Source organism: Symbiopectobacterium sp. Eva_TO, from assembly GCF_053848865.1.
Genome location: NZ_JBSPEY010000004.1, coordinates 3,644,163 through 3,667,535 on the forward strand (window position 1 = coordinate 3,644,163; position 23,373 = coordinate 3,667,535).

Below are 23,373 nucleotides of genomic sequence, written 5' to 3' on the forward strand. Positions count from 1 at the left end.
GAAATGACCGGGATCCTGTTAGGGCAAGAAGTCCGTAAGCGTAAAACTCTGCAAGAGAAAATCGCCATCATTCAGCAGACAATGGAGCCGGGGATGAACGTCTCCCATGTAGCCCGCCTGCATGGCATCCAGCCCAGCCTTTTGTTTAAGTGGAAGAAGCAATACCAGGAAGGAAGCCTCACCGCCGTTGCGGCCGGAGAAGAAGTGGTTCCAGCTTCGGCGCTGGCGACTGCCCTCAAGCAGGTCCGGGAGCTACAGCGACTTCTGGGTAAGAAGACGATGGAAGTTGAGATCCTCAAAGAAGCAGTGGAGTACCGCCAGTCGCGAAAATGGATAGCGCACGCGCCCTTGTTGCCAAAGGACGGGGAATAGCTCTGGTCAGCCGCGCCATGAGCGTGTCGCGTGCGCAGCTGTCACTGCGGGTTAACCGTTCTGCCGACTGGCTGGACAGGCGCAGCAACCGGCGTAATGACGAAGCTGATGCTGAGATATTATCGGACATCCTCCGTATCATCAGCGACATGCCCAGTTACGGTTACCGCCGAGTGTGGGGTATCCTGCGTAAGCAACGTCGTGCAGAGGGACTTCCACCGGTGAACGCCAAACGGCTTTACAGGATAATGAGCGAGCATAACCTGCTGTTGTTGCATGATAAAACTGAACGTCCGAAGCGGGAGCATAAAGGCAAAATCGCGGTAGCAGAGAGCGATATGTGCTGGTGCTCAGATGGCTTCGAGTTCGGTTGTGACAACGGCGAGAAGCTGCGGGTGACGTTCGCACTGGACTGCTGCGACCGGGAGGCCATAGACTGGGCAGCGAGCACCAGGGGTTATGACAGTTCAACCGTGCAGGATGTGATGCTGAGGTCGATGGAAAAACGCTTCGGTAGCGCGCTGCCGGATAAACCAGTGCAATGGCTGACGGATAATGGTTCAGCGTACACAGCGCATGAAACGCGGAAGTTCGCCAGAGAACTGAATCTGGAGCCCTGCACAACAGCAGTGAGCCGTCCACAGAGTAACGGCATGGCAGAACGGTTCGTGAAGACGATGAAGGAAGATTACATCGCCTTCATGCCAAAACCCGATGTGCGAACAGCGCTGAAGAATCTTGCAGCGGCGTTCAATCATTACAATGAAAACCATCCGCACAGTGCGCTGGGATACAACTCCCCAAGAGAATATCGGCGCCAGCGGGCATCGTTAACTTAAGATACAAAAGCTGTCCGGAGATGGTGGGTCAAGATCAGAAAGTCGTCGTTCATCCGAGGAAGTGACGCTGATGGAAATTCAAGATGGTATTTGGGTTACGGTGGTGGCAACGTAAATACGCTAACGTTGCATAACTATAAAGCAAGTAACGGGATCTATTTCAACGAAAACGGCGATATATCGATTAATCCGGCTGATGGTAAACGTATTTACCAATGGACATATCCGCTACTGGCGGCAGGGCTGAATGCTGTATCCGACGCCAACGGCTTCTGGAAAACAGCAAGCCCGGTTGTGAAGCTGTTTGCTGACGGCACCAGCGAACTCACCAGCGAAGCCGAGGGCATCACCACCGAGCGCCTGAACGAAGGGGTGTACCGCATTTCCGACTGTTTGGGGCTGAATGCCGATCGTGCCTGGGGCGGTGATGAGGGCGGTATCGATGTGCCGATGTGCCGTAACAAGTTACCCCGCCTGTGGGTGGACTATGGCGGCGATGAGGGGAGTTCGCAGATAAACCCGGATGGCTCTATGGTCATTCGGACCTATCACCGGCCACATCCGGATGCGCCCGCTTTCGCCCGCAATGAGATAGAGGGCTACACGAACGGCGACTCGATCGACATCCCGCGTGACACCTTCATATCGGTACGCGTGCAAATGCCAGAACGTGAGGAGCTCAAACCGAAAGTAATGCACAGTAATGTTTACTGCAACACCGTAGTGAATTGAAATGATAGCGTCCGGTGGTAATGTCGGGCGCTTCATTCACATCAATGAAACCAATCGTTCACAGATTCCAACCACTAAGATCTGCGTGCCGTGCACGTGTCGTACGGTGACGTAATGTGCCGTGTTATTGCGTAAAAATGCGGTGTGAATGCCAAGGATGGCTATCCTATCAGCCCACCATTGCATCATTTCTTTGCGCTTGTCGAGGTGCTACGGTTAAAGAAATAAATAGCTGTTCCGAATAGTAGATCACTTGGTAACTATAGGTGATTATTTTGCTACTCATCACTACCACTCCTGAGCCTTGATATAAAAGGCTTCTGGGACGGGAAGCTGATTATCCCTTGTGCCCAAGGCTTGTGAAGGGTGTGGCGGTATTAGGAGCAGCTATTTAGCGTGTGTTGAAGCACCTGAAAGCGGCTATAGCGAATGGGATTTCCTTCGTCAAATGTGGAGCGTTCAGCGGTCAAATTTGGGAGATTCTGATGTAGTCTGCAAGTCGAAATGGACGGTAACTTATTGATAAAAATGTCGTGTATTGTCGTGCTTTGTTGTGTTTTGTTGCCTATTTTTTGAGCACAAATATAACATAAGTATATGATAAATATCATATTATTATTTTAGACTTTCGCTGATGCTCCAACATCGCTGTTCCCAATCCGCCACGGCGCCAGCGCGGATGAATAGCAAAGGCGACCAAGCGGCAACGCGAGCCGCGACGCACCATGATTGCCAGCGCTACCGGGTTGTTGTTGACGCTCCAGATGCGGCTCTCGGTCAACGACAGACCCTCTGCGTTAAAGCGTGTGGCAAACGTCGGGCCATCGAGGGTGAAAGGGATCACATAATCCGTGAAGCATTCGGTCAATATGGCGACGAGCTGATGGCTGTCGTAGTGCGTGGCATCACGGCAGACCAGTGGTGAAATCGATGTCATGGACGTTTCCTATAGTGTCGGCGCTAGCGTATACGGTTCCCTGGAAACAGGATTATCGGTTGATATGCCGTTGTACTCAAACAAGATGCGCTTTTTAGCCTAAAATTCATGTAGAATGATCGGCCACTCGCGCTACGGGTACGGCGATGTGGCGATAAACAGGGAGGGCGTTGCCCGGATTCCTCTGTTAAACAGATACTCATCAGTGAGTTATGCGGAAATTAACGTTAACTCATTGTTTTATCCGACGCCTGTGAAGGCGACACTCTGAGGCTGCTCAATGAGCGAAAAGTTACAAAAAGTGCTGGCGCGTGCTGGCCACGGCTCACGCCGCGAGATCGAAGGCATTATTCAGGCAGGCCGTGTGAGCGTGGACGGCAAAATTGCGACGCTGGGCGACCGCGTCGAGGTAACCAAAGCAACCCGCATTCGTATCGATGGTCACGTGGTTTCTGTTAAAGAAACCGAAGAAGCGGTCTGTCGCGTACTGATTTATTACAAACCAGAAGGTGAGCTTTGCACCCGCAGCGATCCCGATGGTCGCCCGACGGTGTTCGATCGTTTGCCGAAAATGCGCGGTTCGCGCTGGGTGGCGGTAGGGCGTCTGGATGTGAATACATCCGGCCTGCTGCTGTTCACCACCGACGGCGAACTGGCAAACCGCTTGATGCACCCCAGTCATGAAGTGGAACGCGAATATGCGGTGCGTGTGTTTGGTGAAGTGGATGAGGATAAACTCAAGCTGCTGACCAAAGGCGTACAGCTTGATGACGGTCCTGCATCGTTCTGCACCCTGAAGTACAGCGGCGGTGAAGGATTAAACCAGTGGTATAACGTTACGCTGACAGAAGGGCGTAACCGAGAAGTGCGTCGTCTGTGGGAAGCGGTTGGCGTGCAAGTAAGTCGCCTGATTCGCGTGCGCTATGGCGACATTCCATTACCAAAAGGGTTGCCGCGCGGTGGCTGGACGGAAATGCCGCTCGAACAACTTAACTATCTGCGCGAACTGGTGCAATTGCCGGCGGAAACCACCAGCAAGCTGCCGGTTGAGCGTGAGCGTCGTCGGGTGAAAGCCAATCAAATTCGTCGTGCGGTAAAAAGTCACGGCCAGGCAGGTCCTGCGCGGCGTAGTGCGCCAAAGCGTAACGGCTAAGTGTGATATTAAAAGCGTGACGTTAAGGTAGCTGGTTTTACACGGGGTGTGTCGTCGCCACACCCGACCCTGTACATAAATTTGTGTAATTGCCTGATTTTGATATGTTCAATCCAGCATCAAAAACAGGTTAATTTATGGACGAAAAACAGTTGCAGGCTCTGGCTAACGAACTGGCCAAAAATCTCAAAACCCCTGACGCTCTCAGCCAATTCGATCGCCTGCTGAAGAAAATCAGCGTTGAGGCTGCTCTCAACGCCGAAATGTCCCACCATCTGGGCTCATATCGTTATACACATCTTTTGGCCATTTTTTGAACAGGATGCTCAGAACCATATCGTTATACACATCTTTTGGCCATTTTTTGAACAGGATGCTCAGAACCCCGTGAATTAAGGCATTCAAGCCATCCCATTGGCTTTTTGAGGTTCAAAATGCCACTCTGAGATAAACCCGTAACTCATTGATTAAACAGTGCGTTAGAAAGATGTGTATAACGATATGATCTGGGCTACGATAAAAATCAGCCCAAACCGGGGGCCAACTCCCGCAACGGCTATTCCACAAACACCGTGACCACCGGCGATGGCCCTCTGGCACTACGTACTCCGCGCGATCGTGATGGCTCCTTCGAACCACAACTGGTGAAGAAAAACCAGACCCGGATCACCGGGATGGATAACCAAATCCTGTCCCTGTACGCCAGAGGGATGACCACCCGCGAGATAGCGTATGCGTTCAAAGAGCTGTATGACGCGGATGTCTCACCGGCGCTGGTCTCGAAGGTCACCGACGCCGTGATGGAACAAGTTACTGAATGGCAAAATCGTCCACTGGATGCAGTCTATCCCATTTTTTACCTTGACTGTATCATCCTGAAGGTCCGGCAGGACAGTCGCGTCATCAATAAATCCGTGTTCCTGGTACTGGGTATCAACATCGAGGGCCAGAAAGAACTGCTGGGTATGTGGCTGGCCGAAAACGAGGGCGCGAAGTTCTGGCTCAATGTGCTGACAGAACTAAAAAACCGCGGCCTGAACGATATCCTCATCGCCTGTGTCGACGGTCTGAAAGGCTTCCCGGACGCCATCAACGCGGTGTATCCGGAAGCCCGCATCCAGCGGTGCACCGTGCACATGGTACGCAACAGCCTGAGGTTCGTCTTTTGGAAGGACTACAAAGCCGTCACACGCGACCTGAAAGCCATCTATCAGGCCGCTACGGAAGAAGCAGGCCAGCAGGCGCTGGAAGCATTCGCCAGCGCATGGGACAGCCGCTATCCACAGATAAGCCGGAGCTGGCAGACGAACTGGAGCAATCTGGCAACGTTCTTCGCTTACCCGGCAGATATCCGCAAAGTCATCGACACAACCAACGCCATCGAGTCGCTGAACAGTGTGATCCGGCATGCGATTAAAAAACGCAAGGTGTTCCCGACTGACGACGCAGTGAAAAAGGTGGTGTGTAGTGGCACACTGATACTGGCCACCTGATCGGAGGTGATATGCTCACCTCATCAACACGACAGGTGACCTCATGGGTAAACATTTTACGGCGGAATTTAAGCTCGAAGCCGCAAAGCTGGTTGTCGACCACGGCTACACATACGTTAAGGCCGCAGAGGCGGTTAATGTCAGCCATTCTGCCATTAGTCGCTGGGTCAATAAGCTTCGCCTCGAACGACAGGGAAAAACGCCAACGGGACTTCCTCTTACCCCTGAACAGCTCGAGCTGCGTGAGATGAAGAAAAAAGTCCAATGCCTTGAAATGGAGAACGAAATCCTAAAAAAGGCTACGGCGCTCTTAATGTCGGACTCACTCAACGGTTCACGGTAGTCGACAGGCTGAGGGCGCGATACCCGGTCACGGCGTTGTGCCAAACTTTTGAGGTACATCGCAGCAGCTACAGGCACTGGCAGGCTTCCGCTAATGAACCCGACGGTGAGCGCGTGGTTAAGTGTAGTCGCGTCATGGAAGCCTGGAACGCCAGCGGCGGCTCTGCCGGCGCTCGAAGTATCGCGACCATCGTCACCGGCAGCTCTGGTGTCAACATGGGGCGCTGGCTGGCTGGCAAGCTGATGAAGGAGCTGGGTATCGCCAGCTGCCAGCGACCGGCTCACAAATACAAACGCGGCGGCAATGAACACGTTGAAATACCGAACTATCTCAACCGCCAGTTCGCGGTTACCGCGCCGGATCAGGTCTGGTGCGGCGATGTGACCTACATCTGGACGGGCAAATGCTGGGCTTACCTTGCGGTGGAGCTAGACCTGTTCGCCCGCAAACCGGTGGGCTGGGCCATGTCGACGTCGCCGGACTCGGCGCTGACAGTTAAAGCGTTGCAGATGGCCTGGGAACTCCGGGGACAACCAACAGGAGTCATGTTCCACAGCGACCAGAGCAGCCACTATACCAGCCGTCAATACCGGCAAGCCCTGTGGCGCTGCCGGATAAAGCAGAGTATGAGTCGGCGGGGTAACTGCTGGGATAATGCGCCAATGGAGCGGTTCTTCCGCAGCCTGAAGACAGAATGGGTGCCGACAAAGGGTTACAACAGCTTCAGCGAAGCCCAGGACGCGATTATCCGCTACATCACGGGGTATTACAGCGCTATCCGGCCTCACTGGTATAACGGCGGCTTAACTCCAAACGAATCTGAGCGACTGTTCTACATACAGTCTAATGCGGTGGCCAATATTAGTTGACCACTACACGAACAGATGCGCGAGCTTCTGAACGGGCATTACATCACCCACAGCAAGAATATCCTGATAACAGGGCCAACTGGCAGCGGAAAAAGCTGGGTAGGTTGTGCCCTGGGCGAGCAGGCGTGCCGGCAAAAGAGAAGCGTTCAATACTGGCGCATGGGTCGGCTGCTGGATCAGCTTGAGCAGGGCCGACTGGATGGCAGCTGGCTTAAGCAACTGAAACAGCTTCAAAAAATAGAGCTTCTTATCTTGGACGACCTTGGTCTTGAAGTTATCACAACGCGGCAATGCAATGACTTGCTGGAAATAACGGAAGAGCGATATGGGCAAACCAGCACGATCCTTATCAGCCAGTTGCCGGTGGAGCAATGGTACGGAGTGATGGAAAACCCGACGGCGGCAGATGCCTTCCTGGATCGGCTGATCCACAACTCTCACAGAGTGGAGCTTCAGGGAGAATCATTAAGGAAAAATAGCCTGGCAGTGGAAAGCGCAGAAGAAACACGCTAAAACGATAAAAAAGTTAGGTTCCCGGGTGATCGATTACGATGCGAAAACGTGATCGACCTTAGATGCGAATCGATGATCGATCGCATGCGAATACGCAGCTACATCAGGGGCTACATCACATCGCCTCACGGGCATCCAGATACTCCGATTTATGAATATAAGCTGCTCGTACGCTGTTACGTTCTTGGTGGCTCATCTGGCGCTCAACCGCATCCTGTGACCACAAGCCAGATTCCATCAGGGCACTACAGGCCATTGCCCGGAATCCGTGGCCGCAGATTTCATCTTGCGTGTCATAACCCATCAGCCGCAGTGCCTTGTTGACCGTGTTTTCGCACATCGGTTTATACGGATTATGATCACCTGGAAATATCAGCTCCTGATGCCCGGAGATTTCCCGTATCTGTTTCAGAATAGCGATGGACTGAAGGGAGAGGGGAACGATATGTGGTATGAGCATTTTCGCACCACTCCCGGAATAGCGGACACCCGGGATGGCCCCGCGAGTGGCAGGAATGGTCCAGATTTTGTTTCTGAAATCGATCTCAGCCCAACGGGCAAAGCGAAGTTCGCTGGAACGGATGAACAGGTGCAGAGTGAGTGAGACTGCCAGACGTGTTAATTCTCGTCCTTGCTGGTATTCGCCAATCAGAGTCAACAGTTCCGGTAGTCGCTCCAGCGTAAGGGCAGGGTAGTGGCGTTTAACCGGAGGGGCGATGATACCGTCCAGATTTGCCGCCGGATTGTGTTCTATCAACTCCTGATGCACGGCATGACGCATGATGTCTTTGAAGGGTTTTGCGGATGATTTTAAGTTGCGGATTTTTGCGTCGTTAAGAGGCATTTGGGGGTCACTCCGTCATCGAACCAACTTGACCCCAAATCTGACCACCAAATTCTCCCGATGCGGAGGGAAAACTGAAAATGCATCGGGAAGACTTTTCACGCTAACTTATTGAATCTGAATCACATAGGGATTCGCAAAGCGGCATGAAAACAAGAATTTGGCTCCTCTGACTGGACTCGAACCAGTGACATACGGATTAACAGTCCGCCGTTCTACCGACTGAACTACAGAGGAATCGGTGAGTGCGGTGGATAATAGCGATAGCGTATGGGCTTGTCAAAGGGTGTGATGCACAATCTTTACTGATTGCCGATCTAATAATCAATTCTTCGAATTATCAGGGTGTTGATAAGTGATTTTATCATGATGTGTACGGCTCATCCTCAGGCCGTCAATCAGGGGTTGCACCCTGATATGGCAGAGTTTGCCTTATGCTGGTGCATTGGCTTGCCGCTTTCCTGGCTGCACCTTGCAGTGGCGATAAAGCAAAAAAGTAGGCCAACCATTTCTTTTCCTTATTTTACGGGCAACTGTGCTCACAAAATGAGTATGAGAATCGCAATGTTGAACAAAGTGGCGCGCTTCTTGCTACCTCAAAAGGGTAACTACTCAGGAGGCGAAAATGAATCTAAGGCGGCTCAAATATTTTGTTAAAATCGTTGGTAATGCCTTTAAATAGTTGGCTTTTGTGATATTCTGCCGCTATTTGAGGTTTCCACGTGGTTACTGTTTTTGTTCATTGCCCTCGCTGCCATTCAGATAAAGTTTATCGACATGGTCTTAGTCCAACTAAGCGCGAACGCTTCCGGTGTCACTGCTGTCGCCGTGTATTCCAGCTTACCTACCGCTATGAAGCGCGAAAGCCGGGAGTCAAAGAGCAGATCGTTGATATGGCCTTCAACGGTGCCGGTGTTCGCGATACCGCCAGAACGTTGAAAATCGGCATCAATACGGTCATCCGGGCTTTAAAAAGCTCTCGCCCCGCAGGATAACGTCTTCTCCCGTTGCTCACGCCGACGTCGCCCTTATCTGTGAACTTGATGAGCAATGGAGCTTCGTTGGCAGTCAGGCGCTACAGCACTGGCTCTGGTACGCTTACAATACCAAAACGGGCGGTGTTCTGGCCTACACTTTTGGCCCCCGAACCGAGGAGACCTGCCGTGAATTGCTGGCTCTGTTGACACCGTTCAACATCGGCATGATTACCAGTGACAACTGGGGCAGCTATGCAAGAGAGGTTCCGAAGCAGAAACATCTGACTGGCAAGATCTTCACGCAACGCATAGAGCGCAATAACCTGATGCTCCGTACCCGCATTAAACGACTGGCGCGTAAAACGATTTGGTTCTCGCGCTCCGTCGAGATCCACGAAAAAGTCATCGGAGCCTTCATCGAAAAACACATGTTTTACTAATTGGAGTCATTACCGTTTTGTTGACTCGATTTTTAAACTGATTAAATTGTCGCTGCATTGTCTAGACTATTCGCTGCTCAGCAAGCGAGCAAAGACAGTGAACATCAGCATAAAAACGCCAACCCGTGGTGAAATCTCACATCTAGTCATTGATGGAACCGGCCTGAAGGTCTTTGGCGAAGGCGAATGGAAAGCCCGGCAGCATGGTGCCGACAGACGCAGGGTGTGGCGTAAGCTGCATCTGGCAGTAGACAGTGCGACGCATGAGATTATCTGTGCGGATTTGTCGCTCAGTGGTACGACTGATGCCCAGGCTCTGCCGGCACTGATACCAGACCCACCGGAAAATCAGAGAGGCATCGGCTGACGGCGCTTACGATACAGGTTACTGCCATGATGCTCTGCTGAGGAAGAAAATAAGGCCGCTTATCCCGCCGCGAAGGGGGGCGCAATATTGGCCGGACCACTGATGTAGCCCCCTGTAACACCAGACAGTAGCTGTATCTCCAGATAAGAGATAGGCTTAGATATATGTCTAACAATCATGCTAATTTTGAAATGACCGGGATCCTGTTAGGGCAAGAAGTCCGTAAGCGTAAAACTCCGCAAGAGAAAATCGCCATCATTCAGCAGACAATGGAGCCGGGGATGAACGTCTCCCATGTAGCCCGCCTGCATGGCATCCAGCCCAGCCTTTTGTTTAAGTGGAAGAAGCAATACCAGGAAGGAAGCCTCACCGCCGTTGCGGCCGCAGAAGAAGTGGTTCCAGCTTCGGCGCTGGCGACTGCCCTCAAGCAGGTCCGGGAGCTACAGCGCCTTCTGGGTAAGAAGACGATGGAAGTTGAGATCCTCAAAGAAGCAGTGGAGTACCGCCAGTCGCGAAAATGGATAGCGCACGCGCCCTTGTTGCCAAAGGACGGGGAATAGCTCTGGTCAGCCGCGCCATGAGCGTGTCGCGTGCGCAGCTGTCACTGCGGGTTAACCGTTCTGCCGACTGGCTGGACAGGCGCAGCAACCGGCGTAATGACGAAGCTGATGCTGAGATATTATCGGACATCCTCCGTATCATCAGCGACATGCCCAGTTACGGTTACCGCCGAGTGTGGGGTATCCTGCGTAAGCAACGTCGTGCAGAGGGATTTCCACCGGTGAACGCCAAACGGCTTTACAGGATAATGAGCGAGCATAACCTGCTGTTGTTGCATGATAAAACTGAACGTCCGAAGCGGGAGCATAAAGGCAAAATCGCGGTAGCAGAGAGCGATATGCGCTGGTGCTCAGATGGCTTCGAGTTCGGTTGTGACAACGGCGAGAAGCTGCGGGTGACGTTCGCACTGGACTGCTGCGACCGGGAGGCCATAGACTGGGCAGCGAGCACCAGGGGTTATGACAGTTCAACCGTGCAGGATGTGATGCTGAGGTCGGTGGAAAAACGCTTCGGTAGCGCGCTGCCGGATAAACCAGTGCAATGGCTGACGGATAATGGTTCAGCGTACACAGCGCATGAAACGCGGAAGTTCGCCAGAGAACTGAATCTGGAGCCCTGCACAACAGCAGTGAGCCGTCCACAGAGTAACGGCATGGCAGAACGGTTCGTGAAGACGATGAAGGAAGATTACATCGCCTTCATGCCAAAACCCGATGTGCGAACAGCGCTGAAGAATCTTGCAGCGGCGTTCAATCATTACAATGAAAACCATCCGCACAGTGCGCTGGGATACAACTCCCCAAGAGAATATCGGCGCCAGCGGGCATCGTTAACTTAAGATACAAAAGCTGTCCGGAGATGGTGGGTCAAGATCAGTCTGCGTGACTACGATGCTCAGGTGGGTGAAGCCATGGCGATGGTCAAAGCGCTTAACCGGATCACGCTATTAGGAATGCCGAACAGTATTCGCATCACGTGTATTAGTCGCGACTTGCTCTGACACTGGACCTTGAAAGGTTGAGAGTTACCGGTTTTGATATGGGTGTCGAATCCTTATACAAAACACGAGGTAACTCTCATGCTTCATACTAACAATCCCATCATCAAACACAAAGCCGGCCTGCTCAATCTCGCCGAAGAACTCGGTAACGTATCAAAAGCCTGTAAAATCATGGGGGTGTCACGCGACACGTTTTATCGCTATCAGGAACTGGCGGCAGAAGGCGGCATTGACGCTCTGGTTAACCAAAACCGCCGGGTTCCCAACCTGAAAAACCGTGCTGATGAAGCCACTGAACGTGCGGTTGTTGATTACGCCATTGAGTTCCCGGCTCATGGCCAGCACCGGACCAGTAATGAGCTGCGTAAAAAAGGCGTCTTCATTTCTGGCAGCGGTGTGCGCTCCATCTGGCAACGACACGATCTGGAAAACTTTCGTAAGCGCCTGAAGGCACTTGAGGAAAAAGTTGCCAGAGAAGGCATCGTACTTACTGATGCTCAAATCGCTGCACTGGAGAAGAAGGCGCACGACGACGAAGCCTGTGGTGAAATAGAGACTGCTCACCCGGGTTATCTGGGGTCGCAGGACACCTTCTACGTGGGTAATCTGAAAGGTGTTGGCCGTATCTACCAGCAGACGTTCGTGGATACGTACTCGAAAGTGGCGCACTGCAAGCTTTACACGAGTAAAGCACCGATCTCTGCCGCCGACCTGCTCAATGATCGCGTGCTGCCGTTCTACGAAGCTCAGGGGCTGCCAATGCTAAGAATACTGACGGACAGGGGGACGGAGTACTGCGGTAAAGTGGAACAACATGACTATCAGCTGTACTTGGCTATCAACGATATAGACCATACGAAAACGAAAGCGATGTCTCCGCAGACAAACGGTATCTGCGAGCGCTTCCATAAAACTATTTTGCAGGATTTTTATCAGGTTGCGTTCCGTAAGACGTTATACGAGGACCTAGAAAGTCTACAAAAGGATCTGGACAACTGGTTGTGGCATTACAATAATGAGCGAACTCATCAGGGTAAAATGTGCTGCGGGCGTACGCCAATGGCCACGTTACTTGATGGTAAACGAGTCTGGGCAGAAAAAAATCTGAACCAGATTTAATCTGACAGACACCTGTATAAATAACCGGTAACTGTCAGATCAGGTCTGAGCTAATACACATCACGTAACAATCGACCTGGGGCACAGTCGTTACAAGTTCTGATTTATTCAACAAAGCCTCTATGCTTTTCCAGCATGGCATTAGCCGCCCCAAATGTAACACAAACAGTTAATGAGGCCATTGAGCCTTTACTCAAAGAACAGGATATTCCTGATATGGCTGTGGCCGTGTTGGTGCATGGCAAACCTTACTTCTTTTCACAAAAAACACGCTATTTGAGCTAGGGTCAGTGAGTAAAACCTTTAATGGTGTACTTGGCGGTGTGGCGGTGAGAGAAGGGTGAGATCTCGCTAAACGACCCCGCTCCTAAACATTGGCCAGCCTTGAATCACCTCGTTATACACAAGTCCGCAACGCCTTATATGCCAAGGGTTAGCGGGCTGAAATAGGCAGCCGGTGGGGTTGTAAATGAAGTGAAACCGACGTGTACTATCGCCATTTACGGCGCTGAAAAATGACACGGGATTCAGATGGCTGGGCACACCAAGAACTGGAAGGGGTAATTCTATCTGGGCTGGCAACCGCAATGGGGGCGGGGTGAAATGCGGCAATACTCAAATGGCAGCATTGGTTTGTTTGGCGCATTAGCTGCAAAAAACAGTGGAATGACCTATGAGCAGGCAATGCAACAACGCGTATTATCAAATGAATTTCTTGGCGTTCACAGAAAACCAGACGAGTAGACGGGGAGCGGAAATAGGGACGTTTAGTTAGCGGTTGTTCTGTACATGTTGTATCTTAATATGCAATTTAACATAATATAGATTATGCGAACCAATGGATGGTACTGCTGATACGTTCTTTTGCCTTCGACCTTCAAACGTACTGAGTTACAGTTATGGTTATGGTTATAAAACAAACCCTGTTTTGCAGGACTGGACGACCAGTCAACGGAGCGATGGAAAACGCTGAGCCTTCCATGCGTGATGCACATCCACCAACAATGACGGTCGCCACATTCTTCAAACACATCTCAACTACTGATATTGAATATATATCGGCTGAGGCTGCAAACTCAGTACTTCAGCCTTGGATAACAGCCTGTGTGGCGGTTTTCTAATATCGTTCTTGTAGAAAATCTTGATGCCCGGATACAACACGCTGTGTTCAGCAGAGACGACTTTTTCATAGGTTGCCATTTTGGTTTCAGGAGCTCCCCACCCGTCCATGCTCAATATTACCTGCACGTTAGGATCTGATTTTACTTTATCAAACCCCGTCACCATCTTTTTAGTAAAACGGTGAACCACTAACACTTTCGGTGGCAGATTATTTTTCACAACCAATGTTGAAAGATAATCAACGACTCTGTTGATATCCTTGTCGTTAATTGTTCCAATTCGGGCCCCCGGAATGGCTTTTCCCATCATGATAAATTCAGGGTCTATGCCTAGATGCACATCCGGTTGAGTAAGAAAAGACTCAAGGCGGGATATCTCACGGTGTAAATCGCTCAGCCCAGGCTGAACGTCCAGAATCAGAACTGCACCTGGTGTCATCCTCACCACAGACAGTGCTTTATCTATTTGCATGTTACTCATACGGTTACGATATACCCCATCTCGTCCAGGCTGGTTGCTTGCTACGGTAGCAATATACTCTAATCCTGGAATGACGGGCTTTGATGGGGCTGCATTTTCCCATTCCTGCGCTTCAGCGGTTAATTTTTTCCACAGTTCAGGGGCAGGATATTCACCGAGGATTCCCATCCTACGAGAGTTAAAATTACCATAATAAACAACCAGTCTGTTTGCCGGAATAATCCCAGTTCGGGCGCTTGTTGATACATAAAACTTGTCGATACCATCCACCCGTGGCGGTGTTGTTGACAGAGTGCCTTGGGCATTAGTAGGTAAAAAAACATTCAACGTTGTGGTAACCATTAATACCCAAAGTTTCTTCATAAGAGTCCTTTCATTTTTTCCTGGTGATACATTCACTGGTTATAATCTGAAGCAAAATAACGGCCAGGCCATATATATAAGCAGTTGACGTTCAATGGCATTGAAACCAATGTTAAATTAGCGAATTTACTCTACAATGGATTTTCTAACCCACAACGAGATGCCTTCCTATGCCCAGACTGACACAGAAAGACATGACAGAGAGTGAACAGCGACAGCTCAAAACGCTGCTGGATCAGGAAAGGAAAAAACGAGGTCGCACGTTAACCAACGCAGAGAATAACCGTATTAAAAACGACTATATCGATAAGCTGATGAAAGAACGGGAGGCGGCGGCTAAGCAGGTTCGCGCAGAACAGAAGAAAAATAAATTCAAACCTGATGCTAATGCCACCTATGAATGGTCTGCCAATACCCATGTGCGGGGACGCCGTTAGGCCCGTTGTTATGTAGGGTATTTATCGATAGGAAAGATTATAACGGATGAAATGGTACGAGTATTGGATTGTTGTCGTCGGCGTCTTAACCGCATGCAGTCTGGCTCATGATGTGATTAAGGCGCTCAGAACAGGCGTGTTTGAAGAAGTACTCAAGGACCCTGTAGACCCTGTACATAAATTTGTGTAATTGCCTGATTTTGATATGTTCAATCCAACATCAAAAACAGGTTAATTTATGGACGAAAAACAGTTGCAGGCTCTGGCTAACGAACTGGCCAAAAATCTCAAAACCCCTGGCGATCTCAGCCAATTCGATCGCCTGCTGAAGAAAATCAGCGTTGAGGCTGCTCTCAACGCCGAAATGTCCCACCATCTGGGCTACGATAAAAATCAGCCCAAACCGGGGGCCAACTCCCGCAACGGCTATTCCACAAACACCGTGACCACCGGCGATGGCCCTCTGGCACTACGCTCCGCGCGATCGTGATGGCTCCTTCGAACCACAACTGGTGAAGAAAAACCAGACCCGGATCACCGGGATGGATAACCAAATCCTGTCCCTGTAAGCCAGAGGGATGACCACCCGCGAGATAGCGTCTGCGTTCAACGAGCTGTATGACGCGGATGTCTCACCGGCGCTGGTCTCGAAGATCACCGACGCGGTGATGGAACAGGTTACTGAATGGCAAAATCGTCCACTGGATGCAGTCTATCCCATTGTTTACCTTGACTGTATCATCCTGAAGGTCCGGCAGGACAGTCGCGTCATCAATAAATCCGTGTTCCTGGCACTGGGTATCAACATCGAGGGCCAGAAAGAACTGCTGGGTATGTGGCTGGCCGAATAATCCCTTGTTTCTTTAGGTACGGGACGCCACTTACCGTCCTTATCCTTGAAACCATCACCGCGGCCTTGAGCGATCCACTGGTCAACGTTAGTCGGCCCCCAGTTATATGCCATCAACGTATCATCGAGATTTCCTTTGATGTAGCCCCCTGTAACACCGGACAGTAGCTGTATCTCCAGATAAGAGATAGGCTTAGATATATGTCTAACAATCATGCTAATTTTGAAATGACCGGGATCCTGTTAGGGCAAGAAGTCCGTAAGCGTAAAACTCCGCAAGAGAAAATCGCCATCATTCAGCAGACAATGGAGCCGGGGATGAACGTCTCCCATGTAGCCCGCCTGCATGGCATCCAGCCCAGCCTTTTGTTTAAGTGGAAGAAGCAATACCAGGAAGGAAGCCTCACCGCCGTTGCGGCCGGAGAAGAAGTGGTTCCAGCTTCGGCGCTGGCGACTGCCCTCAAGCAGGTCCGGGAGCTACAGCGCCTTCTGGGTAAGAAGACGATGGAAGTTGAGATCCTCAAAGAAGCAGTGGGTTCGCCAGAGAACTGAATCTGGAGCCCTGCACAACAGCAGTGAGCAGTCCACAGAGTAACGGCATGGCAGAACGGTTCGTGAAGACGATGAAGGAAGATTACATCGCCTTCATGCCAAAACCCGATGTGCGAACAGCGCTGAAGAACCTTGCAGCGGCGTTCAATCATTACAATGAAAACCATCCGCACAGTGCGCTGGGATACAACTCCCCAAGAGAATATCGGCGCCAGCGGGCATCGTTAACTTAAGATACAAAAGCTGTCCGGAGATGGTGGGTCAAGATCATTCAACAGAAACTCGGTAATGCCTTCAAATAGTTGGCTTTTGTGATATTCTGCCGCTATTTGAGGTTTCCACGTGGTTACTGTTTTTGTTCATTGCCCTCGCTGCCATTCAGATAAAGTTTATCGACATGGCCTTAGTCCAACTAAGCGCGAACGCTTCCGGTGTCAGTGCTGTCGCCGTGTATTCCAGCTTACCTACCGCTATGAAGCGCGAAAGCCGGGAGTCAAAGAGCAGATCGTTGATATGGCCTTCAACGGTGCCGGTGTTCGCGATACCGCCAGAACGTTGAAAATCGGCATCAATACGGTCATCCGGGCTTTAAAAAGCTCTCGCCCCGCAGGATAACGTCTTCTCCCGTTGCTCACGCCGACGTCGCCCTTATCTGTGAACTTGATGAGCAATGGAGCTTCGTTGGCAGTAAGGCGCTACAGCACTGGCTCTGGTACGCTTACAATACCAAAACGGGCGGTGTTCTGGCCTACACTTTTGGCCCCCGAACCGATGAGACCTGCCGTGAATTGCTGGCTCTGTTGACACCGTTCAACATCGGCATGATTACCAGTGACAACTGGGGCAGCTATGCAAGAGAGGTTCCGAAGCAGAAACATCTGACTGGCAAGATCTTCACGCAACGCATAGAGCGCAATAACCTGACGCTCCGTACCCGCATTAAACGACTGGCGCGTAAAACGATTTGCTTCTCGCGCTCCGTCGAGATCCACGAAAAAGTCATCGGAGCCTTCATCGAAAAACACATGTTCTACTAATTGGAGTCATTACCGGAAAAAGTTTCTTCCTGCATGTTTATTGCCTATCGGTTTATTTTATCAGTATGGATTCTACTATATTCTTAGACAAGTCATAAATGTAACATATTTTTAATATTGAATTGCTGCCACAATATCTTGGCGCATTAGATTAATACACCGTTGTCTTTACACGGTCGGTGCTGACGTTAATGTTATTTTTCTCGGAGAGATATAATGAAATTAAAGCTAGTTACATTGGCAATGGCTTCATTGGTCACACTCAACGCACATGCTACTGCCATTGATTATCAGCATGAATTTAAAGATTCATCAAACGGAGAGCACAATGATAGCTTTAAGTTTTCCACGCTTTTTGAGCAAGGTTTTGGGCTATCAGCAGAAGCGCACTGGGCTCAGCATCCCAATGATAAATCAGAAAAAAGTCCGTTCAGCGAACGGGTCAGCAGCGGTACTGAGGTGGTCGCCAGCTATACTTATGATGTTAACAAGACCTTTTCTTTGGAACCTGGGTTTTCGTTGGAGTCGACTGCCGACTACAATAGCTATCGCCCTTATCTGCGCGGCAAGACAAATATTACCGACGATTTCTCCATATCGCTGACCTATCGCCCTTATTATAAACGAATCAGTAAAAACATTGGAACCCAGAAACAAACATCCGAAAAAGGTTATAATTTAACGTCGACGATGTCGTATAAGTTTCTTAATGACTATACGTTTGAATATGAGCTGGATTATCAAAATTCCAACGAACAAAAGGCCGCCCCGTCAGAAAACAAGAAGTATGCGTTTAGCCATGATTTTAAATTAAGCTATCAATGGGATAAAAATTGGCGCCCTCACCTTGCTGTCGGTAATGTCCCCGCGGTAGACAAAGGAAATCATCGGCAAACACGCTATCGGATCGGGATTCAGTATAGTTTCTGATATATTGTGAGCGTAAAAAAGCCGACAACAGAAATGCTGTCAGCTTTCATTTTTCAGATCGCTACGCTTTTAGTAACTGCATCGCACACGCTTTCACACTTTCCAGCAAGATTTTAACGTCTGCCAGGCTAACGGTAGGATTCAGCAAGGTTAGTTTCAGGCAAGTCATTCCGTCGGCTTCGGTAACACCCACATTTGCGCTGCCAGAAGCAAGCAGTGTGTCACCAATGCGTTGGTTCAGCAAAGCGACGGTTGCCGCGTCATCAGATTCCGGGCGGAAACGGAACAGAACGCTGGCCAGCTGCGGTTGCATCACCAATTCAAGATGCGACTGCTCGGCCACAAACTGTGCAACCTGTTGTGCCAGCGTTACGCCATTATCAATGATTTTGGCGTACTGCTTTTTACCCAATGCCTCAAGACCCATCCACAATTTCAGAGCATCAAAACGGCGCGTAGTTTGCAGCGATTTTGACACCAGATTAGGAACTCCCTGCTCTTCATCGAAGCCTGAATTGAGGTAAGCCGCCTGATAGCGCATCAACTCATAATGACGGGCATCTTTCAGTAAAAATGCGCCGCAACTGATGGTCTGGAAGAATTGCTTGTGGAAATCCAATGTGACGGAATCCGCCAATTCAAGACCATCCAGGTAGTGGCGATATTTCTCAGAAAGCAAAAGCGCACCGCCCCATGCTGCGTCAACATGGAGCCAAATGTTCCGTTCGGCTGCCATAGCCGCAATCTCGGCTAAGGGGTCAATGGCGCCAGCATCGGTGGTTCCAGCTGTTGCAACAATGGCCAGCACTTGCTCACCATTGGCGCCGGCCTGTGCCAATTTTTCGGCCAAATCGCTGAGATCCATGCGCGAGAACGCATCCGTTTTTACCAGCGTAACAGATTGATATCCCAGTCCCATCAGTGCCATGTTTTTCTGCACGGAGAAATGGGCATTTTCGGAACACAGTACTTTGATTTTACGCAGATCGCCGGTTAAACCGTGCTGCTGAACGGAATGCCCCTGACGCGCAAAAAAAGCATCCCGAGCTAACATCAATCCCATCAGGTTGCTTTGGGTTCCGCCGCTGGTGAATACGCCAGCGTCACCCGCGGTATAACCTACTTGCTGGCGTAACCATTCGATCAGCTTCATCTCAATGATGGTCGCTGAAGGGCTCTGATCCCAGGAATCCATGCTTTGGTTGGTGGCGTTAATCAGCACTTCTGCCGCCTGACTGATCACCAAGCTTGGGCAATGTAAATGGGCAACACATTGCGCGTGATGCACGGACAAACTGTCTTTAAGAAAGTATTCAACGGCACGTTCAATGGCGGCCTGGTTGCCCAACCCCTGAGACGTGAAGGACAAATGAACACGTTCACGCAGTTGCTCAACGGTCTTGCCTTGATACATCTCGGGCTGCTGTAACCACGCCACAACAGCCTGAGCGCTCTGCTCGATAGCGTACTGATAGGCGGCGATGCTTTGCGCCGAACCTGACAGAATAGGGTTTATATCAGACATTTGATGGTTCACTCCGGTGAAACAGGCTTGACGCCAGCGCTCAGCAATGCACTTTCGAATTTATCGAGGAAAATATCCAACTCGGCATTGGTGATGAGCAGCGAAGGCAACAGACGCAATACGCAACCGTTGCGGCCACCTCTTTCAAGGATCAGGCCCGCTTCAAAACATTTTTTCTGCAACAGTGCAGAAAGTTCACCGTCAGCCGGGTAACATTCCATCTGATCCTGCGCTTCATGAGGTTTTACGATCTCAATGCCGATCATTAGACCAAGACCGCGCACATGACCAATCACTGGGTAGCGTTTTTGCAGTTCGGCCAGCTTGGCTTTCAGCCATTCACCTTGGGCGGCAACTTTATCTGCAATCCGATCGTCTTTGAGGATTTTGAGCGTAGTCAGACCGGTAGCCATCGCCAACTGGTTGCCACGGAAAGTGCCGGTGTGGTGACCCGGTGCCCAGGCATCGAACTGCTTTTTGATACCAAGCACTGCCAGCGGTAGACCGCCACCGACTGCTTTAGACATGACGATGATATCGGGCTCGATGCCTGCGTGTTCGAACGCGAACAGTTTGCCGGTACGGGCAAAGCCAGCCTGAACTTCATCGATAATCAGGATAATGCCATGCTCCTGAGTCACTTTACGAATACGTTGCAACCATTCTGTCGGTGCTGGGTTGACACCCCCTTCACCTTGAACGGCTTCAAGGATCACCGCGGCAGGTTTGCGTACCCCGCTTTCGACATCGTTGATCAGATTGTCAAAATAGTAGGTCAGCGCTTTAACGCCAGCCTCGCCGCCGATGCCCAGCGGGCAACGGTATTGGTTCGGATAAGGTATAAACTGCACTTCGGGCATCATGCCATCGACAGCTTCTTTGGGAGACAGGTTACCTGTGACAGAAAGCGCGCCGTGGGTCATACCGTGATAGCCTCCGGAGAAACTGATCACGCCAGAACGCCCGGTCACTTTTTTAGCCAGTTTTAGTGCGGCCTCAACAGCATCGGCACCGGAAGGCCCGGTAAATTGCAAGCAATATTCTTTGCCCTGACCTGGTAGCAATGACAGCAGATAAGATGAAAATTCATCTTTTAACGGCGTGGTCAGGTCAAGGGTGTGTAACGGTAAGCCACTGGTAATGACACTTTGAATGCTTTGAAGCACATCAGGATGATTATGACCAAGTGCCAGGGTTCCGGCACCGGCAAGGCAGTCAAGATATTGATTATTCTCAACATCAGTAATCCAAACGCCCTGCGCTTTGGCAATGGCCAAGGGCAATTTGCGTGGATAGCTCCTGACATTAGATTCAAATTCAGCTTGTCTTGCTAAAAAGGTTTCATTGCGTTGCGGTAATGAATTAGCACTCAAAGTATCAATACGGACTTTATCCGTCATCATATCACTCCTACAACCGGGGGTATGGTTAACTCCGGGTTGAATAATGGTTTAAGGGGTAAAAAACGCGGCTAATATATGTTGTTTGGGCAATGGACTCAATATTTTATTTTGTAGGGATATTGGTGAGATTTCGCGCAGATATAAATAACAAAAAAAGTATCAGGCAGACTTAATTTAGTTAAATTGTAACTAATTATACCATTGCTGGTTGTGTGCTTTTCTTGTAATCTGCCGGGGTTTTAGACGGGTTTTCTTAATCACAAAAATATGACCTTATCGGACGTGACATGACTGCTCACATTATCAAAAGATCCTCTTCATGGCATAACCCTTGAAATGCAAGTCAATGCGTTGGTTGAACGTTTTGGCTGGGTTAAACTCATATCGTTATACACATCTTTCTAACGCACTGTTTAATCAATGAGTTACGGGTTTATCTCAGAGTGGCATTTTGAACCTCAAAAAGCCAATGGGATGGCTTGAATGCCTTAATTCACGGGGTTCTGAGCATCCTGTTCAAAAAATGGCCAAAAGATGTGTATAACGATATGGGTTAAACTCACCTCGTTATACACAAGTCCGCAACGCCTTATATGCCAAGGGTTAGCGGGCTGAAATAGGCAGCCGGTGGGGTTGTAAATGAAGTGAAACCGACGTGTACTATCGCCATTTACGGCGCTGAAAAATGACACGGGATTCAGATGGCTGGGCACACCAAGAACTGGAAGGGGTAAATCTTGGTGACACGAGGCTCAATAAGCGCGCCAAAGGGCTTTTGATACGGCTGGCTGAGAATCCGCAAGCCAGCATTCCGCATGCGTGCCTCGGATGGTCTGAGACGCTGGGTGCTTACCGCTTCATGGAGAACCAAGCATTCGAATGGCGAGACATTCTGCAACCTCACTGGCAGCGTACGCAGGAAAGGATCCGAGAACACGAGGTTGTGCTGTGTATCCAAGACACTACCGAGCTTGACTTCAACGGGCAGCAAATCCAAGGCTTGGGTCCCTTGAACTACGAAGCCAGGCGTGGTCTGTACCTGCATCCGACCTACGCGGTCAGTCCGGATCGCGTGGGGTTGGGCGTACTGGATGCGTGGATGTGGGCAAGAGAGCCGAAGGATGCAGACGGAAAACGCGATGGGCTCAAGGAGAGTACGCGCTGGCTCGAGGGATACGAGCGAGTTGCTGAACTCGCCTCGGAGTTGCCAAACACACGTCTGGTGTACTTAGCTGTATTAGTCGCGACTTGATCTGACACTGGACCTTGAAAGGTTGAGAGTTACCGGTTTTGATATGGGTGTCGAATCCTTATACAAAACACGAGGTAACTCTCATGCTTCATACTAACAATCCCATCATCAAACACAAAGCCGGCCTGCTCAATCTCGCCGAAGAACTCGGTAACGTATCAAAAGCCTGTAAAATCATGGGGGTGTCACGCGACACGTTTTATCGCTATCAGGAACTGGCGGCAGAAGGCGGCATTGACGCTCTGGTTAACCAAAACCGCCGGGTTCCCAACCTGAAAAACCGTGCTGATGAAGCCACTGAACGTGCGGTTGTTGATTACGCCATTGAGTTCCCGGCTCATGGCCAGCACCGGACCAGTAATCAGCTGCGTAAAAAAGGCGTCTTCATTTCTGGCAGCGGTGTGCGCTCCATCTGGCAACGACACGATCTGGAAAACTTTCTCCAGCTGTTTTAGCAGAGGTTATGTAATTAAGGGACACAGCCTAGATGAACTGATCGCCACCTTGCCAGACGGATTGAATACCGTTGTCGGTGAACGTGGGGTGAAACTCTCCGGGGGGCAGAAACAGCGTTTATCCATAGCGCGGATTTTCCTTAAAAAGCCACCGATCCTGATTTTGGACGAGGCGACCTCCGCGTTAGATACGGCAACTGAACAGGCTATTCAGCAATCGCTAAGCGAACTATCAAGCGGACGTACTACGCTGGTGATCGCACACCGCCTGGCGACTATCCAGAACGCCGATCGTATCGTGGTGGTGGATGAGGGACGGATTATTGAGCAAGGCAGTCATCAGGATCTGCTCGATAACAGCGGCAGCTATGCCCGTCTGCATCAGGCCCAGTTTGGTCAGGCGTAACG

At 50.4% G+C, this 23,373-nt stretch carries 16 protein-coding genes, 1 tRNA gene and 12 pseudogenes; 23 read left to right on the plus strand and 6 right to left on the minus strand.

The window, feature by feature from the left end; genetic code table 11:
- Positions 1-3: 3 nt before the first annotated feature.
- A protein-coding gene (locus ACWWJF_RS21520; protein WP_455871197.1) for an IS3 family transposase occupies positions 4-1,211 on the plus strand; the annotation gives its coding sequence in 2 pieces (ribosomal slippage) (positions 4-325 and positions 325-1,211; 1,209 coding nt in all).
- A 51-nt stretch (positions 1,212-1,262) separates the two neighbouring features.
- Positions 1,263-1,943 carry a phage tail fiber protein gene (locus tag ACWWJF_RS21525; protein ID WP_455871198.1) on the plus strand — a complete coding sequence of 227 codons (681 nt, stop codon included), beginning with the start codon at positions 1,263-1,265 and terminating at the stop codon, positions 1,941-1,943.
- 607 nt (positions 1,944-2,550) lie between these two features.
- Here the strand turns inward: ACWWJF_RS21525 and ACWWJF_RS21530 are convergent.
- A complete protein-coding gene (locus tag ACWWJF_RS21530; RefSeq protein ID WP_455870531.1) occupies positions 2,551-2,880 on the minus strand; it encodes a GNAT family N-acetyltransferase in 330 nt (109 codons plus the stop codon).
- 280 nt (positions 2,881-3,160) lie between these two features.
- Here ACWWJF_RS21530 and rluB point away from each other — a divergent pair, with 280 nt between their 5' ends.
- The 5 genes and pseudogenes from rluB to ACWWJF_RS21555 all read left to right on the plus strand — a co-directional run.
- On the plus strand, positions 3,161-4,033 hold the full coding sequence (gene rluB / locus ACWWJF_RS21535) for a 23S rRNA pseudouridine(2605) synthase RluB (protein ID WP_455870532.1): 873 nt from the start codon (positions 3,161-3,163) through the stop codon (positions 4,031-4,033).
- A gap of 137 nt (positions 4,034-4,170) precedes the next feature.
- Positions 4,171-4,350, plus strand: coding sequence for a hypothetical protein (locus tag ACWWJF_RS21540; RefSeq protein WP_455870533.1), 180 nt, complete (start codon positions 4,171-4,173; stop codon positions 4,348-4,350).
- A 183-nt stretch (positions 4,351-4,533) separates the two neighbouring features.
- Positions 4,534-5,496, plus strand: a pseudogene (locus ACWWJF_RS21545) (IS256 family transposase); the annotation flags it as partial.
- Positions 5,497-5,569: 73 nt separating this feature from the next.
- A protein-coding gene (locus tag ACWWJF_RS21550) for an IS3 family transposase (protein WP_455870534.1) occupies positions 5,570-6,738 on the plus strand; the annotation gives its coding sequence in 2 pieces (ribosomal slippage) (positions 5,570-5,825 and positions 5,825-6,738; 1,170 coding nt in all).
- A 9-nt stretch (positions 6,739-6,747) separates the two neighbouring features.
- Positions 6,748-7,251 (plus strand): annotated as a pseudogene (locus tag ACWWJF_RS21555) (ATP-binding protein); the annotation flags it as partial.
- Between the two features lie 115 nt (positions 7,252-7,366).
- Here ACWWJF_RS21555 and ACWWJF_RS21560 read toward each other — a convergent pair.
- A pseudogene (locus ACWWJF_RS21560) lies at positions 7,367-8,038 on the minus strand (tyrosine-type recombinase/integrase); the annotation flags it as partial.
- Positions 8,039-8,256: 218 nt separating this feature from the next.
- A tRNA-Asn gene (locus ACWWJF_RS21565) sits at positions 8,257-8,332 on the minus strand.
- Positions 8,333-8,512: 180 nt separating this feature from the next.
- Here ACWWJF_RS21565 and ACWWJF_RS21570 point away from each other — a divergent pair.
- The 7 genes and pseudogenes from ACWWJF_RS21570 to ACWWJF_RS21600 all read left to right on the plus strand — a co-directional run.
- Complete coding sequence (locus tag ACWWJF_RS21570) at positions 8,513-8,752, plus strand: hypothetical protein (RefSeq protein ID WP_455870535.1); 240 nt, start codon at positions 8,513-8,515, stop codon at positions 8,750-8,752.
- Between the two features lie 65 nt (positions 8,753-8,817).
- Positions 8,818-9,512, plus strand: a protein-coding gene (locus ACWWJF_RS21575) for an IS1 family transposase (RefSeq protein ID WP_455870536.1) whose coding sequence is annotated in 2 segments (ribosomal slippage) — positions 8,818-9,061 and positions 9,061-9,512 — 696 coding nt in all. Because the reading frame shifts where the segments join, the coding sequence is not laid out codon by codon here.
- Positions 9,513-9,528: 16 nt separating this feature from the next.
- Positions 9,529-9,973: pseudogene (locus ACWWJF_RS21580) on the plus strand (IS5 family transposase); the annotation flags it as partial.
- Positions 9,974-10,070: 97 nt separating this feature from the next.
- Positions 10,071-11,278 (plus strand): IS3 family transposase gene (locus tag ACWWJF_RS21585; RefSeq protein ID WP_455871199.1). Its coding sequence is split into 2 segments (ribosomal slippage): positions 10,071-10,392 and positions 10,392-11,278, totalling 1,209 coding nucleotides; the frame shifts between segments, so codons are not numbered across the junction.
- Positions 11,279-11,518: 240 nt separating this feature from the next.
- Positions 11,519-12,559, plus strand: a complete 1,041-nt coding sequence (locus ACWWJF_RS21590; protein ID WP_455868660.1) for an IS481 family transposase — start codon at positions 11,519-11,521, stop codon at positions 12,557-12,559.
- Positions 12,560-12,694: 135 nt separating this feature from the next.
- A pseudogene (locus tag ACWWJF_RS21595) lies at positions 12,695-12,949 on the plus strand (serine hydrolase); the annotation flags it as partial.
- A gap of 174 nt (positions 12,950-13,123) precedes the next feature.
- Positions 13,124-13,261, plus strand: a pseudogene (locus ACWWJF_RS21600) (serine hydrolase); the annotation flags it as partial.
- A 336-nt stretch (positions 13,262-13,597) separates the two neighbouring features.
- On the opposite strand, the gene ACWWJF_RS21605 reads toward ACWWJF_RS21600, so the two are convergent.
- Complete coding sequence (locus ACWWJF_RS21605) at positions 13,598-14,524, minus strand: hypothetical protein (protein WP_455870537.1); 927 nt, start codon at positions 14,522-14,524, stop codon at positions 13,598-13,600.
- Between the two features lie 170 nt (positions 14,525-14,694).
- On the opposite strand from ACWWJF_RS21605, the gene ACWWJF_RS21610 reads away from it, so the two are divergent.
- From ACWWJF_RS21610 to ACWWJF_RS21630, 5 genes and pseudogenes are all read left to right on the plus strand, one after another.
- Positions 14,695-14,961, plus strand: coding sequence for a DUF3811 domain-containing protein (locus ACWWJF_RS21610; protein ID WP_455870538.1), 267 nt, complete (start codon positions 14,695-14,697; stop codon positions 14,959-14,961).
- A 238-nt stretch (positions 14,962-15,199) separates the two neighbouring features.
- Positions 15,200-15,809, plus strand: a pseudogene (locus tag ACWWJF_RS21615) (IS256 family transposase); the annotation flags it as partial.
- 230 nt (positions 15,810-16,039) lie between these two features.
- Positions 16,040-16,596, plus strand: a pseudogene (locus tag ACWWJF_RS21620) (transposase).
- 109 nt (positions 16,597-16,705) lie between these two features.
- A protein-coding gene (locus ACWWJF_RS21625) for an IS1 family transposase (RefSeq protein ID WP_455868638.1) occupies positions 16,706-17,400 on the plus strand; the annotation gives its coding sequence in 2 pieces (ribosomal slippage) (positions 16,706-16,949 and positions 16,949-17,400; 696 coding nt in all).
- A gap of 216 nt (positions 17,401-17,616) precedes the next feature.
- Entirely contained in the window at positions 17,617-18,330 is a 714-nt protein-coding gene (locus ACWWJF_RS21630) for an oligogalacturonate-specific porin KdgM family protein (protein WP_455870539.1), read from the plus strand.
- Between the two features lie 61 nt (positions 18,331-18,391).
- Here ACWWJF_RS21630 and ACWWJF_RS21635 read toward each other — a convergent pair whose 3' ends face one another.
- Positions 18,392-19,855, minus strand: coding sequence for a pyridoxal phosphate-dependent decarboxylase family protein (locus tag ACWWJF_RS21635; protein WP_455870540.1), 1,464 nt, complete (start codon positions 19,853-19,855; stop codon positions 18,392-18,394).
- An 8-nt stretch (positions 19,856-19,863) separates the two neighbouring features.
- Positions 19,864-21,258, minus strand: coding sequence for a diaminobutyrate--2-oxoglutarate transaminase (locus ACWWJF_RS21640; protein ID WP_455870541.1), 1,395 nt, complete (start codon positions 21,256-21,258; stop codon positions 19,864-19,866).
- A 287-nt stretch (positions 21,259-21,545) separates the two neighbouring features.
- Between ACWWJF_RS21640 and ACWWJF_RS21645 the strand changes: the two are divergent.
- From ACWWJF_RS21645 to ACWWJF_RS21660, 4 pseudogenes are all read left to right on the plus strand, one after another.
- Positions 21,546-21,639, plus strand: a pseudogene (locus ACWWJF_RS21645) (VF530 family DNA-binding protein); the annotation flags it as partial.
- A gap of 304 nt (positions 21,640-21,943) precedes the next feature.
- Positions 21,944-22,492: pseudogene (locus ACWWJF_RS21650) on the plus strand (IS4/Tn5 family transposase DNA-binding protein); the annotation flags it as partial.
- 101 nt (positions 22,493-22,593) lie between these two features.
- Positions 22,594-22,950, plus strand: a pseudogene (locus ACWWJF_RS21655) (helix-turn-helix domain-containing protein); the annotation flags it as partial.
- 43 nt (positions 22,951-22,993) lie between these two features.
- A pseudogene (locus tag ACWWJF_RS21660) lies at positions 22,994-23,371 on the plus strand (ATP-binding cassette domain-containing protein); the annotation flags it as partial.
- Positions 23,372-23,373 lie beyond the last annotated feature (2 nt).